Annotated in this window: 12 protein-coding genes; 11 read left to right on the top strand and 1 reads right to left on the bottom strand. The window is 42.4% G+C overall.

The window, feature by feature from the left end; genetic code table 11:
- Positions 1-138: 138 nt before the first annotated feature.
- On the bottom strand, positions 139-297 hold the full coding sequence (hemP, locus tag J5X94_RS03370) for a hemin uptake protein HemP (protein ID WP_227672156.1): 159 nt from the start codon (positions 295-297) through the stop codon (positions 139-141).
- Between the two features lie 273 nt (positions 298-570).
- Between hemP and J5X94_RS03365 the strand changes: the two genes are divergently transcribed.
- From J5X94_RS03365 to J5X94_RS03315, 11 genes are all read left to right on the top strand, one after another.
- Entirely contained in the window at positions 571-1653 is a 1083-nt protein-coding gene (locus J5X94_RS03365; protein ID WP_210540107.1) for an NUDIX domain-containing protein, read from the top strand.
- Positions 1654-2080: 427 nt separating this feature from the next.
- Positions 2081-3310, top strand: coding sequence for a lipocalin family protein (locus J5X94_RS03360; protein WP_210540105.1), 1230 nt, complete (start codon positions 2081-2083; stop codon positions 3308-3310).
- 275 nt (positions 3311-3585) lie between these two features.
- The gene (locus J5X94_RS03355) at positions 3586-5028 is read left to right on the top strand and encodes a glyceraldehyde-3-phosphate dehydrogenase (protein ID WP_210540103.1); all 1443 of its coding nucleotides are present in this window, start codon (positions 3586-3588) and stop codon (positions 5026-5028) included.
- A gap of 282 nt (positions 5029-5310) precedes the next feature.
- A complete protein-coding gene (cgtA, locus tag J5X94_RS03350; RefSeq protein ID WP_010200157.1) occupies positions 5311-6522 on the top strand; it encodes an Obg family GTPase CgtA in 1212 nt (403 codons plus the stop codon).
- Between the two features lie 69 nt (positions 6523-6591).
- Entirely contained in the window at positions 6592-7764 is a 1173-nt protein-coding gene (gene proB, locus J5X94_RS03345; RefSeq protein WP_210540101.1) for a glutamate 5-kinase, read from the top strand.
- Positions 7765-8251: 487 nt separating this feature from the next.
- The gene (gene hemE, locus J5X94_RS03340) at positions 8252-9388 is read left to right on the top strand and encodes a uroporphyrinogen decarboxylase (protein WP_201590947.1); all 1137 of its coding nucleotides are present in this window, start codon (positions 8252-8254) and stop codon (positions 9386-9388) included.
- 167 nt (positions 9389-9555) lie between these two features.
- Entirely contained in the window at positions 9556-10623 is a 1068-nt protein-coding gene (gene argC / locus J5X94_RS03335; protein ID WP_210540099.1) for an N-acetyl-gamma-glutamyl-phosphate reductase, read from the top strand.
- A 174-nt stretch (positions 10624-10797) separates the two neighbouring features.
- A complete protein-coding gene (locus J5X94_RS03330; protein WP_210540098.1) occupies positions 10798-11673 on the top strand; it encodes a hypothetical protein in 876 nt (291 codons plus the stop codon).
- 199 nt (positions 11674-11872) lie between these two features.
- Entirely contained in the window at positions 11873-12268 is a 396-nt protein-coding gene (locus tag J5X94_RS03325) for an ATP-dependent Clp protease adaptor ClpS (RefSeq protein ID WP_210540095.1), read from the top strand.
- Between the two features lie 682 nt (positions 12269-12950).
- Complete coding sequence (locus J5X94_RS03320) at positions 12951-15521, top strand: AAA family ATPase (RefSeq protein ID WP_210540093.1); 2571 nt, start codon at positions 12951-12953, stop codon at positions 15519-15521.
- 303 nt (positions 15522-15824) lie between these two features.
- Complete coding sequence (locus tag J5X94_RS03315) at positions 15825-16562, top strand: uracil-DNA glycosylase (protein WP_210540091.1); 738 nt, start codon at positions 15825-15827, stop codon at positions 16560-16562.
- The last annotated feature ends 11 nt before the right edge of the window (positions 16563-16573 follow it).

Raw genomic sequence — 16573 nt, 5'->3', positions numbered from 1 at the left:
TTATTCATCAATGAATTGCAACAATTGCAACAATTGCAACAGTGGCTCAATAGCACTTACCATGTTCTACCTAATAAAACGCTATCCAATAAAAAACGCCTTCATCGAAAGGCGTTTTTTATTGAGGTTTAATTTTGACTATTTGGTCAAAATTAAGCGATTGTTGCGGGTTAAGCGTAAGCGATATTCCTCACCTTCGTGCTCAATACGTACTTCTTTGGTCAAGGCAAACAGATGCTGTGACTGTAAAGTTGGTAGACGGTTTTCGCGGCAGTTCAAGTAACGAGAGATAACCATGCTCATAGTAAATTCCTTTTGATAAAACAGTTGAGTAGTCAACATCAGAGAGTAATAATTATTAACGATAATAATTATCATTTAGATTGAGTTTTTTTGCAAGGTAATTGATAAAATAAAATGCAGTTATTATGTAAACTTATATGAAGCAGTAGTGATAAAGCCCATCTCAAGTGCATTTTCACCAGTTTTGTCTACCTTTTGATTCCATAGCAGACCGCCATTTCAAGTTATTATCAGCAAACAATGAAATAAGCACTTAAGGATAGTATTATGCCAAACCCCTCAAAAATCCCAGCAACGAGTCATCAAAAGATTGTAAACGTCGCTGTCGCTGTTATTCATTATCAAGCACAGTATTTGCTTGGATTCCGCGATGCGGCTCAACATCAGGGTAATCGTTATGAGTTTGTAGGTGGCAAGATTGATGCGGATGAAACCGCAAAACAGGCCTTAATACGCGAAGTCGCTGAAGAAACTGGGATCGATATTCACGGCAATACGGTCGTCAAACTTGGACGGCTACATCATGATTATGGGGATAAGCAGGTAAGCTTGCAGGTCTATAATATTGAGCTGACAGCACTACAGTACGAACAGCATCGCCATCTTCGCTATGGCTTAGAAGGGCAGGCGCTAAAATGGGTCAATAAATCTGCGCTATTGGCGGGAGAGTATCACTTGCCTGCTGCCAATAAAACGATTCTTGAATGGTTGCGACTACCCACGAAGATAGCGATTACTTATCCTCTGGCACACTTTAGTGATCGACCCAATCCAGCAGCAGAATGGTTGACTTACCACGAGGAAAAGGTAGCGCCTCATGCTTGGCTATACATTCGAGTTAAGGAGTCAGGCTTTGATAACAGCGTAAAGCAACTGATGACTTTGCGTCCAGATATTCAGGTGATTCTGCCTTTTGATCATCACATGCAATCTGTGCAACCTGACTATCAAATCGTTGCTCATCAAGTCGTTGTTCATCAACTCTCTCAGACTGCGCTCATGAAATGGTTTAATAATGGGGAGCACGTTTCTGTAGGTGAGCAGACGTTATATAACGATCGACCATTGATAGTCAGTTGTCATGATGCGGCTAGTATCTATGCTGCCAATAAGCTTGCTAGTGCTCGTTTACAGCAGCAGCTACCACCAGTTATCGGTATTTTTCTGTCACCGTTATTAGCGACCCAAACTCACCCTGATACTGCACCATTAGGTTGGTCAGATTGGTCAGCTCTGGCACAGTTGGCAGATATGCCTGTCATCGGCTTGGGTGGATTGTCACCAGCCATGATTGGGCGAGTCGCTCAGTTCGGTGGTATCAGCGTGGCAGGTATTCGTCAGTTTATTTAGCAATTTGTTTAGGACGTATCTTTATTTTTATCGGGTATTTGTTATAAAAGGTTTATGCAAGTAATGGATCTTCTCTATATTTATCCAGCCAGTAACTCTGTGTTTATTCTTTAGCACAAACATAGAATTACTTACAAACCGTTGCGTTTTCCTACATTGCAACACTGTTTTAATCGTAGTGCTGCCATTAAGATAAGCTATCAAATTAGAAAGTGTCCATTTAAAAGTACCCACGCTATTTTTTATAAATGACGATTTTAGTGTTTATAAGCCGGCAATCGGGTCAAGCTGTCTTCACTACTTCTAATAACATTTAATTTTACTCGTATTATTTTTCACATTAGCAGTGTGTTTGAGCAAGAAATTAAATGGTAATCATTTGATAATTGATCAATTTTAACCATCACCACTAATTAATGGTACCTCTATGAAAACCAATAAGTTACCTCAGTCAGCATGGTCTGATTCACAGGCAGCCGGTTCTCAAGCGCAGCAACTCAGCCAATCAAAGGCTCGTTATCCTCATGATAGTGGGCAACATGCCAATAGTGCTAGCAACGATGCTAGCTATGACAGTTATGACGATGAACGTTCAGACCCTTTGGCAAGAGATACGTCTCTGCAAGACAGCTATTTTGGATACAAGAGTATCGACAAAAGCCTTACACAGGCAAAAGAGTTTGCTATGATTGAAAACGGTAGTATCGATAGTAACGATCCAAAAAACAGTGATCCAGAAGATTTTGACACAGCCAATGGCTACAAAAAAGCCAGTGGATCTCAAAAAATCAGCGGTTATCAAGAAACCAGCGGCTATAAAAAAGTGCAGAAGAAACAAGCACAAAAAATCAGTGAATTAGACGCATTTATGTCGGAAGATCCTGCTGATTTTTCAACAGAAAAACCCCAAAAAACCGATGATTTATCATTTACTGCCACTTCATACAAAAAAATACCGGAGCGCATATTCATGAACGGGCTTATCAAGCATACCGGCATTGCCTTAGCGATTATTATACCGTTGGCAGCGTTTTCGGCATATGCCGCACCGTTGCCGGCTACAATGTCTGCCAATAAAACCTCTGCTACAGCGACGACTGATAAAGCGACAACAGAGACATTGTCGGTGAAGCCTAGCAGTATCATGCATAGTTCTGCCAATGTACCAACGACCGTCGATAGTGTGGATCTCAAACAATATGCAGGTACGTGGTATGAGATAGGTCGATTGCCGATGTATTTTCAGCGCAATTGTGCCAGTGATGTCACTGCCAATTACACCGAAAAAACAGATGGCTCAGGAATTATAGTCACTAATAAGTGTCAGGCTGAAGATGGTTCAGGCATTGTAGCTGAGGGGTTGGCAAAACCTGCTGACGATACGGGTAGCAAATTGAAAGTCACGTTCTTGCCTTCATGGATTCGCTGGCTGCCAGTTGGTCGCGCTGATTATTGGGTGTTGGCACGGGATCCGGATTACAAGACAGCTTTGGTCGGTACACCCGATAAAGGTAGTCTATGGTTGTTGGCACGGTCGCCCAATATCAGTCAGGAAACTTACGCAAAGTATCGCCAAATTGCCCAACAACAAGGATATGATTTAAAAGAATTTAAATTGACAGCGCACAGTAATCAAACGGTTACTCTGGTGCCATAACTGTCTAAAATATTCGTGTTTATCAAAAGGTAGCGTAATAAGCTGCCTTTGTTTTTATAATCTATTAAATATACCCTCAAAACGCGTTATAAGTGCTTGCTGATCGGTTAGCACTGGCAAAATAGAGCATATTAAGCTAAAATCTAGGCGATCTAAACACTCTGATGAAAATGATTGACATGAATATTCTTCTGTCATTTTATTTGAGTGGTTACTTAGACTAAATTCAATCTATCTGTTTGATACTTTTTCATAATACTTTACTGATCATAAGGATGTTTCTCGTGAGCAATGCTGATACCTTACGCCAACTACATCAAGAGCACTTGAGCAATTACAACAACCAAGAGCAACAAGCGATCGAGCTTATGGGGCTATTGAATAAGCTCTATAACGAGCAAGATGTACAAGTAACATTGTTCGGTGAAACGCTAGGTACTACCTCAGTTGGTCAGATATTAGCACTACACCAAAAAGTAGCACTGCGTGATCATGGCGCTAAGTCTATCGATATCGCTGACACTTTAGCGATGGTAAAAGTCATCGCAGAGAGCAAAGACATTCAAGCCACTCGTATCGACGTTGGTCAATTGATTGCTAATGACACTGATGTACAAGCTGCGCTAAAATCTGTCAATAATGCAGGTGCCGTCAATGGCGCGACGGATGTTGTATTGTATGGTTTTGGCCGTATTGGTCGTATTTTGACCCGTCTGCTACTGTCACAAGCGTCAAGTGCAAAAGGTTTGCAACTAAAAGCCGTCGTTGTACGTCCAGCTGCTGCTGGTGATTTGGCTAAGCGTATTTCATTGCTTGAGCGTGACTCGATTCATGGTAGATTTTTGGGTGGCATTAGTATCGATGATGACAATAACGGCATGATTATCAACGGTCGTTTTGTGCAAGTAATTTATGCTAAAGACCCTAGCGAAATCGACTACAATGCTTATGGTATCGACAACGCTTTGGTCATCGATAATACAGGTATCTGGAAAGATGAAGCAGGCCTTGGCAAGCACCTACAATCTACTGGTGTGAAAAAAGTTCTGTTAACTGCACCTGCTGGTGGCGATATTAAAAACGTCGTTTATGGTGTGAATAACAATACTATTGGCGACGATACGATCGTGAGTGCTGCTAGCTGTACGACCAATGCTATTACCCCAACGCTTAATGTATTGAACGATGAGTATGGCATCGAAAACGGTCACGTAGAGACTATCCACTCATTCACCAATGATCAAAACTTAGTCGACAATTATCACAAAGCAGATCGCCGTGGTCGCAGTGCAGTTATGAACATGGTGATTACCAGCACTGGCGCAGCAAAAGCAGTTGGCAAAGCATTGCCAGAACTAAGTGGTAAATTAACGGGTAATGCTATTCGTGTACCAACGCCCAATGTCAGTTTAGCTATTTTAAATTTGAACCTTAAAACAGCACCAAAAAGCGCTGATGCGTTAAATGAATTTTTGCGCAAGATGGCCAACAGCAGCACTTGGCAGTCGCAAATTGCTTATACTGACTCTACAGAAGCTGTATCAACGGATTTTGTTGGCACGACTCATGTAGGTATCATCGATGCTCAAGCAACTATTTTGACGGATAATCATGCCATTGTTTACATTTGGTATGACAATGAAGTCGGCTACAGTACGCAAGTATTGCGTTTGGCGACGCAAATGGCTGGAATCAGCTACACTCAGATTCCAGCATAAAAAATCTAAGGTGACATCATTTATGCGGTAGTACCTTGCAATCCGTATAGATTCGTCGGTTTTTAGATGCAGTACTTAAGCACCCGATAGTCCGATTGGTTATCGGGTGTTATTGTCATAATGACTACCAAGGGCGGCTTCACACACGGGTCGCAAATATTTTTTAAATCAGTTTTTAAAATTATTGGTTTTTATAACCACACAAACACATAGCTATACCCTAAAATACAGTCGCTGACTGTAACCAGTTGATAAACTGGATGGTAAATTAAGGAACGTAAGATGCGATTTATTGATGAAGCCGTCGTAACGGTAAAAGCAGGTGACGGTGGTAACGGAATCGCCAGTTTTCGCCGAGAAAAGTATGTCCCACGTGGTGGACCTGATGGTGGAGATGGTGGCAAGGGCGGAGATATTTACGTCATTGCAGAGGATAACACCAACACCCTAGTGGACTATCGTTATACCCGTCGTCACGATGCTATGCGAGCAGAGAATGGCCACAGTAGAAACTGTTCAGGCAAGGGCTCCGATGATTTGTTTTTACCAGTACCTATCGGTACCACAGTAGTTGATACCGAAACTGACGAAGTGTTGGGTGACTTGGTTGAACTTGATCAGACGTTACTGATTGCCAAAGGTGGCGATGGTGGTTTGGGTAATACCCATTTCAAAAGCTCGACCAACCAAGCACCACGTAAGGCTACGTCTGGTTTTGAAGGTGAGTTAAAAGTTCTTAAATTTGAGCTAAAAGTTGTGGCTGATGTTGGCTTGATTGGTTTGCCTAATGCTGGTAAATCTACCTTTATTCGTCAAGTCTCTGCTGCTAGACCAAAAGTTGCTGACTATCCGTTTACCACCCTCGTTCCGAATCTAGGTGTGGTTGATATCGGTCGTCATCGCTCATTTGTGATGGCAGATATTCCAGGTTTGATCGAAGGTGCTTCAGAAGGTGCTGGACTTGGCATTCGTTTCTTAAAACATGTGGCTCGTACTCGTCGTCTGTTACATGTGGTTGATGTAAAGCCAATTGATGGCAGCGATCCGGTAGCCAATGCTTGTGTTATCTTGAATGAACTTGAGCGTTTTTCGCCTGAGTTATCCAACTTGCCCCAGATTTTGATATTAAACAAAATTGATCAGGTGCCTGACGAAGAGTTAGATGAGCTTTGTACTCATATTGTCGCCGAGCTTGAGTGGACAGGCGATGTATTTCGCACGTCAACCTTAATGGGTGAAGGGACTGATGCAGTTAAATATCATTTAATGAATGAGATTGAGCGTGAGCGTGAGCGTGAACTAGAAGATCCTATCTTCGCTGAAGCACAAAAAGCGCGTTTTGAGCGTTTAGAAGCAGAAGTGCGTCTCAATACTGAGGCTCAGCGTGAAGCATATCGTGCGGCTCGTAAAGCGGCGCGTGAAGGCACAGATTTAGTCAACGAAGACGAACTGGATGATGATGACGATGGCGTTGAAGTCGTATATGTTCCCTAAGTTATTTCGTTTGAGCTGATTTTTTAAATTAACCCCCGTAATTAATCCATAAAAGAAACAGGAGTTTATATGGCAGGTGACATAGAAAACACGACCGAAGAGGCAAGGTTTATTAAGCAAACTCGCAACTTTGATATTCAGCGCGTTATTGTCAAGATTGGTTCATCGTTATTAACCAATAACGGTCGAGGGCTAGATCGTACTGCCATATATGAGTGGGCAAAACAGATTGCTAAGTTGCACAAAAAAGGTGTGGAGGTGCTACTGGTATCGTCAGGTGCCGTTGCTGAAGGTGTGGTACGTATGAACCTTGAGGAGCGCCCTAAGAAACTAGCTGCACTACAGGCCTGCGCTTCTATTGGTCAGATGGGTCTGATTGAAACGTGGTGGTCAGCATTGATCCAACATGGTATTCAAAGCTCGCAGCTACTATTGACTCATGATGATTTGTCCAACCGTAGCCGTTACCTCAATACGACGGGTGCGCTGACGCAATTACTAGAATGGCGCGTACTACCTGTCATTAATGAAAACGATACCATCACTATTGATGAGATCAAATTTGGTGATAATGACACGTTAGGTGCAATGGCAGCAGCGATGGTCAATGCTGACTTGTATATTATCCTAACCGATCAAGACGGTGTGTTTACTGATAACCCACGTGACAACCCTGATGCCAGAATGATTCGTCAAGAGCGGGCGATGGCTGATTATTTGTTTGATATCGCAGGGGATGGTGGCAAGCTCGGACGCGGTGGTATGTTGACCAAAATCCGTGCTGGTCGTCTTGCAGCGATGGGTGGGTGTCCAACCGTTATCGTGAGCGGTGCTATTGATGATGTTATCACTCGTGTCGTTTCAGGTGAGGCAGTGGGTACATTACTGACTACCAACGAAGAAGACAAAATCATTGCTCGCAAACAATGGCTTGCAGCGCATCTGCGCATGTCAGGCAGCTTGATTGTCGATGCTGGTGCAGCTAAAGCGTTGACTGAACACAATAGAAGCTTGCTGCCAGTTGGGGTCGTAGAAGTGCGCGGCGGTTTTGATGAAGGCGATGTGGTAGAGATTATTCATCAAGATACAAACGAACGTATAGCCGTCGGGCAAGTGAATTTTTCATCGCATGATGCGCGACGTGTGGCTCGTGAGCGTACCGAAAGCTTTGATAAAATTTTCGGTAGTAATGAAGAGCGTGTGGTTATGGTACATCGTGACAACTTAGCATTGACGGTATAGTCAACCCTATATAAATTGGATACGCTGTCAGTCTCGCTTAGTCTACTATTTACAGCACTTTTTATAGCACTTTCGCTCCACTTTCTTATATCCAAATTATATTGAACCAACTATATAATTTGGATATGGCCTGTTTGCAGGTGCTGATGAGTCATAGAGATGTGTCGGTTGATAGCTTATATACGTCATAGCATGACTTATCAACGTTTAAAAATTGTCAACATGTAGGCATTTATCAGTATTTATTTAGGTATTTATCAGTATTTAGAAGTAACGAGCACTCAAAAATCTAAGAACCAGTATTACTTAATGATACGAGACGTTTTTGGATTGAAAGACAGCGTTGACTAAAACGTTTCTTTGAATGAAAGCTTAATTATCCAACGTGCAACGCGTTTTATATCCTCTATATTCAACTTATTTTATCCAGCACAGTATTCATTGAAAATAGTAACAATGAATACCGTGCTGCTTTGGAGATTTGTACATGAGTGCTTCAGACCATAGCAACTCGCTTCAGCAAGAATTTGCCCCTTTAAAAAACGACAGATTGCTACGCGCATTTCGTTTTGAGACGATAGACACCACCCCAGTGTGGATGATGCGTCAAGCAGGTCGTTATTTACCAGAGTACAAAGCCACCCGCGCTGAAGCAGGTGATTTTATGAGCTTGTGCCGAGATACTGACCGCGCAACTGAAGTCACTTTGCAGCCCTTACGTCGTTATGATTTGGACGCCGCTATTTTATTCAGTGATATTCTGACCATTCCTGATGCTATGGGATTGGGTTTGTATTTTGAAGCTGGAGAAGGGCCGAAGTTTAAACACCCTATTCGTACGCAAGCAGATTTAGATAGATTGCCTGTGCTTGATGTGAATGATTCTCTTGATTATGTCATGCGTGCGGTGACAAGTATTCGCAAAGCGCTTAATGGCCAAGTACCTTTATTTGGCTTTTCTGGTAGCCCGTGGACACTAGCGACTTATATGATTGAAGGCGGTAGCTCAAAGGATTATCGTTATACCAAAGGCTTTTTATATAGCAATCCTGCTTTTTTGCATCAATTATTAGATAAGCTTGCTACGTCTGTTATTGACTATTTAGATGCGCAAGTCGTCGCTGGTGCTCAGGTACTACAGATTTTTGATAGCTGGGGCGGCGCGCTTGGTCATCGTCAGTTTATCGATTTTTCACATGCTTATAATAAGCGCATCGTCGCTGAGCTAAAAGTGCGTCACCCTGATATACCAGTGGTACTATTTACCAAGGGTGGCGGACTATGGCTAGATATTCAAGCAGATAGTGAAGCGGATGCCTTAGGTCTAGATTGGACGATGCCGCTTGATCGTGCGCGTCAGGCGTTGACTGAGAGTCAGCGTCAATTGACTAAGCAGCATAAAAAACTACAAGCTAGCAAAGCGCTTCAAGGTAATCTGGACCCAGCAACCTTGTATGGTTCTCCTGAAACCATCCGCTCAGAAGTAAAATTAATGCTTGATGATGCCTATGCTAACGGCGAAAAAACCGGCTACGTAGCGAATTTAGGTCATGGTATTACGCAGTGGGTCAACCCTGATAATGCCAAAGTATTTATCGATGCCGTGCATGATTATAAAATCTAGCCACTGTTTTATTTAATTACTGTTTTATTTAATCACCGTTTTATTTAACTACTCTGCTATTTAGCCACTGGGGTATTTAAATGCTATGATAAATTTGACTTATAAAGTTAAAATCCAGTGTTAGCTATAGCCTAGCAATTACATTATTGAGTAAAAGGGGATATCTTATGATTTCAGCAGCAATCGTCGGTGGCACAGGGTATACAGGTATTGAGCTGATTCGCTTACTATCCGCTCATCCTGAAGTTTCTATTGATTTGCTAACGTCACGTAGCGAAGCTGGTACACGTGCTGATGAGATATTCCCAAGCTTACGCGGTATCTCAGACATCGTTTTTAGTGACTTGGGTGATGATACACTTGCAACGTTGCAAAAATGTGATGTGGTATTTTTTGCCACGCCACACGGTGTCGCGATGAAGCAAGCGGAAGCATTGACTCAAGCAGGCGTGCGAGTCATCGATCTGGCAGCTGATTTTCGTCTCCAGTCATTGACGGAGTTTGAGCATTGGTACCAACAGTCGCATGCATGCCCTGAGTTATTGAAGACCGCTGTTTATGGCCTACCTGAAGTCAATCGCCACAAGCTTGCAAACGCCTTAGTAGTAGGGAACCCTGGCTGTTATCCAACCACGGCTATTTTGGGACTAAAACCCATTATTGACGCGCAAAACAAGCAAGCAGCACGCTTGATCGACGCACGTATCGTTATTGATGCCAAATCTGGTGTTTCAGGGGCGGGACGTCAGGCAAGTTTGGCGCTTAATTATGCGGAAACGACAGACAATTTTAAAACTTATAGCGTTGCAGGTCATCGCCATCTGCCAGAGATTGAGCAAGGAGTTGCGCAATTATTAGACAGTCAGTTTAGCCATCGCATTCGCTTTTTACCGCATTTAGTGCCAATGATTCGTGGCATGTTAAGTTCTATCCATATGGAGATGACTGAGGAAGGTGCGGCTATTGATTGGCAGCAAGTATTTGAAGAGTGCTATGCTTCAGAGATGTTTATTGATGTCATGCCAAAGGGCATTTATCCTGATACGCGTAGTGTACGTGCCAGCAACCGTCTGCGGATTGCGGTACATCAAGACAATGACCGTGCTGAACTGACGGTTATCGTGGTACAAGATAACTTAGTAAAAGGCGCGGCAGGGCAGGCGGTACAAAATATGAATGTGATGTTTGGTCTTGATGAATCACTGGGATTGAATTTCGCGCCTATTGTTCCTTAATATTGAGGCGTGTTGAACGCTCACAAATAAGCACTGCCATGGTCGAGGGATCAAACATAACCTATTAAGTTACCTCATTTTTTTATTGTCACATCGTTCATATTGATGGTGCTAGGTATTGATTATAAATTCCGCTATAATAACCTGCCCTTACTGTTAAGAGATACTGTCTAAATGCGTGTTAAGATTGTACTACGCTTTTGCTCACAGCCAGCACGTCTATCGTGCCAAGACGCTATTTCATATAAATTGGAGCGTAGCCGACATTCTTTACAAGTCAGTAATGGCACTATCGATAGTCGGAACAGTCTCAGTGCGAGCCAAACAGGTGCTTCGACACTGGTACTGGCGCTTTTTGTCGTGGCCATATTAGCGACAGCTATCGTTGGATTGGTATTTGGTCACAAGCTTGGCTATCAGCGCGGCTTTCATGCGATGCAAACTGAGACCAAACAAGCGATTATCAACAGCACTGAGGCAACTAAAGAGCTGAAAGATCTACGTGTTAGCAATAAGATTGCCACGAGTGAAGCCGCCACTGCCAAGCAAGAGCTGGCGATAAGTTTGACAAATTTAGAAGAGTTACGCGTCACACAAAAAGAATTAACCATTGAAAACAAACAAGTTACCCAGCTTAATGAACTTTATACTGAGGTGATTAGTGATAATGGTGGCATGCCACTACAGATAATTGGCGCTAATATTAAGCCGTTACCTGAGAACGCTTTCGAGTATGGTTTTGATGTCGGTATGCTGAGTAAAGATGGCACTGCCAAACGTTTAACACCAATTTTGACATTAATTGATAATGATGACTTTGTGGAAGTACCACTAGATCCTGCCAGTTATTCGATCAAAGGTATTGTACGTATTCGTGGTCGCTTTATGATGCCATCAGGATTTAAGCCTTTACAGGCTAAACTGACTTTAAGAGCTGGTGGGCAACAAAAAGAACAGTTGTATGATTGGAGGCTTGGCGATAGGGTCGACAATATGCCGCTCTCCCTTTTAGACTTGCCAGAAGTCGATGAAAGTCCTATTCAACCTTGATTATTACTCAAATTTTAATAAGCACTTGAAATTTAGTGGTATGAGCCAAAGCTAGTTAAACATAATGGCTACTGATAGCAGCTAAGTGGAAGCAAAGGTGCTTTGTTACATACTAATTACGCACCAAATAGCCTCTCTGTATAACCTCCTTTTTATTTAGAATTTACCTTATAATTATATTTTTATTATGATAAAACCTATGACTCTACAAGCTAGGCCAACCGTTTTCGATTGGCATTTTCCCAACATACCTGCACAGCATGCTCAAGACAGTGCGCCAGAGGATGAGACGTCGCCGCAAGCAGACGTGCTCGTGGCCGAGCCAGAAGTGGCGAAGCCGCCGATGTATGCGGTCGTGATGTATAATGACAATTACACGCCGATGGAGTTTGTTGTCTATGTTTTACAGTCGGAATTTCGCCACAGTGTTGATTCTGCCGTTGAAGTGATGTTGACGATTCACAACAGCAGTAAAGGTATTGCTGGTATCTATCCCAAAGATATCGCTGAAACCAAAGCCAAAAAGGTAAACAGTTTGGCTCATCGCGAAGGCTATCCTTTATTGACTCAAATTGAACCACATCAGGGTGAATAGCCGCCACAACGGTTTTATTTTTTCGCAGCTTTTCACCTTGTTTGATATTATTTAATTAGCTATTTAATGCTGCCACTTCTAAGCTTATATACCCGTAATATTTTTTAAAAGCCTTTTTACTAGGCAATGCTACTATTACTTCACCGCAAATCAGCCCTCATACCTCTCCTAGGTAATCAGTCTTCTTTCTGCTTTGATCTTGATTTTTATCTCAAATAGCCTTATATACTAAACATAACGTCGTGTGATAAATGGATGTCTTGCGCTCAGTTTTTTAGCATTTCGCTATGTTCCTAATACCCTGATTATTTACGCCCTTATTTTTATAAGATCTTTTTTATTCTCAACTTCTCATTTGTGTAATTCGTTATTTTCTGACTTTCTCGTCTCCAACATCCCCTCACAAAGTATGCTTAGATACATTTTAGTATGCGTTAATAGATTGACTATGTTTGAGTATCATGTTGAGATAAAGAAAAGCGAATATGAATTATCACAATCATTGCTAGATAGGTCGAAACACTCACTAAATGATACACGGTACACTTCAATCATCGTTTGGTCGTGTCTCTTAATAATACTAACATTGCCCTTGAACAATACATCTATCGCCCTGATTTACTACCTAACTCATTCATAAAGCTATCAATTTATAAGATAGGTACAACCGTAGGAAGTCCTTATGTTAAGTCGTCATCTTGAAGTTTCTTTGCGTTTAGCAATGACACTTGCGCGCCAAAAATCGCATGAGTATCTCACTGTTGAACATTTATTGTTGGCACTGTTAGAGAACACGCATGCTGCCAACACATTAACGGCGTGCAATGCAAATGTTTCAACGCTACGTACCGAGCTCGAGGCTTATATCAATAAGCATACGCCAACGGTAGATGCAGAAACGGAGCAGTCACCACAGCCAACCCAAAGCTTTGATCGCATCCTGCAACGTGCTATTTTTCATGTGCAGTCTATTGGTGGTGGTCGTTTGGTCGAAGGCTCAGATATCTTGGTATCTATGTTTTCCGAGCACGATACTTACGCTGTTTATTTACTCAAAAAACAAGGCATCAGTCGTCTTGAGCTGACCCAGTATTTATCACATGGTCAAGATAAAGATGAGCCATCAGAGCCTCGTGCTTCTACGACTGGAGAACGTCGTAGTGCTTCTGAAAAAACCAGCAAAGATCCGTTGGTTGAGTTCGCTACTAACTTAAACCAGCGTGCGGCAGAAGGTAAAACCGATCCATTAATTGGACGTACTTCTGAGATTGAGCGTGCTGCTCAAGTACTCTGTCGTCGCCGCAAAAATAACCCATTGTTGGTTGGTGAGCCAGGGGTTGGTAAAACGTCTATCGCTGAAGGTTTGGCATGGTTAATCATCAATGATAAAGCACCAAAGCCGCTTAACGGCTGTGTGATTTATAGCTTAGATATTGGTTCGCTCATCGCCGGTACTAAGTACCGTGGTGATTTTGAAAAACGTATGAAATCGCTCCTTGATGCAATGAAGAAAAAGCCTAATGCCATCTTGTTTATCGATGAGATTCACATGATTATTGGTGCCGGCTCTTCAATGAGTAGCAACATGGATGTGTCTAATCTAATCAAACCGGCGCTTGCCAACGGTGAATTGCGTTGTATTGGTTCAACGACCTTCACTGAGTATCGTCAAGTGTTTGAAAAAGACCATGCACTCTCGCGTCGTTTTCAAAAAATCGATGTGAAAGAGCCAAGTGTCGATGACAGTATCGATATTTTACGGGGCCTCAAACCGCGTTACGAAGAGTTTCATAACGTTGAATATACAGATGAAGCATTGGTCACTGCTGTACAGTTATCGGCCAAGCATATTCACGAGCGCTTTTTACCTGATAAGGCAATTGATGTTATCGATGAAGCTGGTGCTTATAAGCGTTTAGGCGTGATTCCGGATACCGATGATATCGAGGCAGAAGAAAGCTTCATTGCTGATTTGGAGCAAGATTTTGATGCGCAAATTGATGCCGATGTTGAAGGTCTTGAGAGCGATATTCATAATGACGTAACCGGTGATGACGACGATAATGAAATGCAGGATGAAGCCAATACTGCAAAAGCCAATGATCGTGCTAAATCATCTGATGAGTCAAAAGCGGCGAAGGCCAAGAAAAAACCACCGATGAAAATCGATGTGGCAGACATTGAAGCTATCGTGGCCAAGCTTGCGCGTATTCCGCCCAAGTCGGTATCAAGCGATGATAAGAGTATTCTTGAGCATTTAGATCGTGATCTTAAGCATTTAGTATTTGGTCAAGACGAAGCGATTGAGACCTTGGCAGATGCCATTAAATTGTCTCGTGCGGGTCTAAAAGCACCAGACAAGCCAATTGGTTCATTTATGTTTGCCGGTCCGACAGGGGTTGGTAAGACAGAAGTATCGCGTCAGTTGGCAAAATTATTAGGCGTAGAATTGGTGCGCTTCGATATGTCAGAATATATGGAAGCCCATACCGCATCACGTCTGATTGGTGCGCCTCCTGGCTATGTCGGTTTTGATCAAGGTGGACTGCTTACTGAAAAAATCAATCAGCATCCGCATTGTGTCTTATTGCTTGATGAGATTGAAAAAGCGCATCCTGATGTGTTCAACTTGTTATTACAAGTGATGGATCATGGTACGTTGACGGATAATAACGGTCGTGTCGCTATCTTTAAGCAAGTGATTGTCATTATGACCACCAACGTGGGTGCTGATAGTATTAGCCGCTCTTCGATGGGCTTTACTCAGCAAGATCATAGCCGTGATAATACAGAATCGCTCAAACGTGTCTTTACCCCTGAATTCCGCAACCGCTTAGATGCCACCATTCAGTTCAATTCACTAGATACATCAGTGGTGGTATCAGTGGTCGATAAATTCTTGGTCGAGCTACAAGTACAGCTTGATGATAAGCAAGTCACGCTAGAGATTGATGATGAAGTACGTGATTACTTGGCTGTAAAAGGATATGACCGTTTGATGGGTGCGCGTCCGATGCAGCGTCTGATTCAAGACGAAATCAAAAAACCATTGGCAAGTATGATTTTGTTTGGAGATTTGGTTAACGGTGGGGTTGTTCATCTTACCTTAGAGCCTGAAGCGGGCGATGAGCAAGATGGTGCTACTATGAAACTTGATAAGCTATCGGATAAAGGTTCAGCGAATAGTCGGATTATCTTAACAGTCGTTGAGACCCATGAGCCGCGCTCAGACTCTGAATCATTGGCCAGCTAAACGGTTTTACATTAGCTTTATAAAAACGGCTACCATATTGCTGTGGTAGCTGTTTTTTTATTGCTATAATTTATCAACAAACCTCACATCATTTTTTGTTACCATCAACTTTTAAACTACGCTATAGTCAGTGAAAAGTAATATCAAACCATCACGCACTGCTGATACCAATTTTTCTTGCTTGCTGTGCTTGCGCAGACAGAGGCTACAAAAAATTAATATCAGCAATACCGTCGCGTTTCTAGGATATTTTAACTATAGTTACGAAGTAATTATTCATAACAAATATAATAAGGATGTACCATGGCACTGTTTGACGAACAGCCGACGAAGACCCCAGAGCAAAAGCAAGCGATTTTAGACAATGTACGTTTACCAGCAGACTGGAAAACGGCACTAGCAGATGAATTGACCTCTGACAATATGGATAACCTACGAGCTTTTTTAAAGGAAGCGTACCAATCAGATGAGAGTGTTTATCCACCTGCACCGCTGATGTTCAATGCCTTTAACCTAACCCCTTTATCGAAGGTTAAAGTCGTTATCTTGGGACAAGACCCTTATCATCGTCCAGGTCAGGCAATGGGGCTATCTTTTTCTGTGCCCAAAGCGATTCCCAAGCCGCCGTCACTTAATAACTTACTCAAAGAAATGGCCAATGATATCGGTACCAGTTACTCAGCCCATGGTGATTTAACGTATTGGGCGCAACAAGGAGTTTTACTCTTGAACAGCTCATTAACGGTGCGAGAAGGTGAGCCGAATAGTCATCAAAATAAAGGTTGGGAGCAGTTTACCGATGCCGTGATTGATGTGGTCAATGAACAAACGGAGCACACGATATTTATATTGTGGGGCAGTAAAGCGCAGAAAAAAGGCAAGTATATCGATACTGAAAAACATTTAATCTTAACGGCTGTGCATCCTTCACCGCTGGCTGCCAATCGTGGTGGGTTTTTTGGTTCCAAGCCGTTTTCTAAAACCAATGATTACTTGGTACAGTATGGACAAACACCAATTGACTGGCAATTACCACAATAGATAAAAAATAA

Origin of the sequence: Psychrobacter sp. K31L (assembly GCF_017942195.1) — a bacterium.
GTDB classification, from domain to species: domain Bacteria; phylum Pseudomonadota; class Gammaproteobacteria; order Pseudomonadales; family Moraxellaceae; genus Psychrobacter; species Psychrobacter glaciei.
Note: the sequence above shows the minus strand (reverse complement) of the source record. Positions and strands in the feature narration are given on the sequence as shown.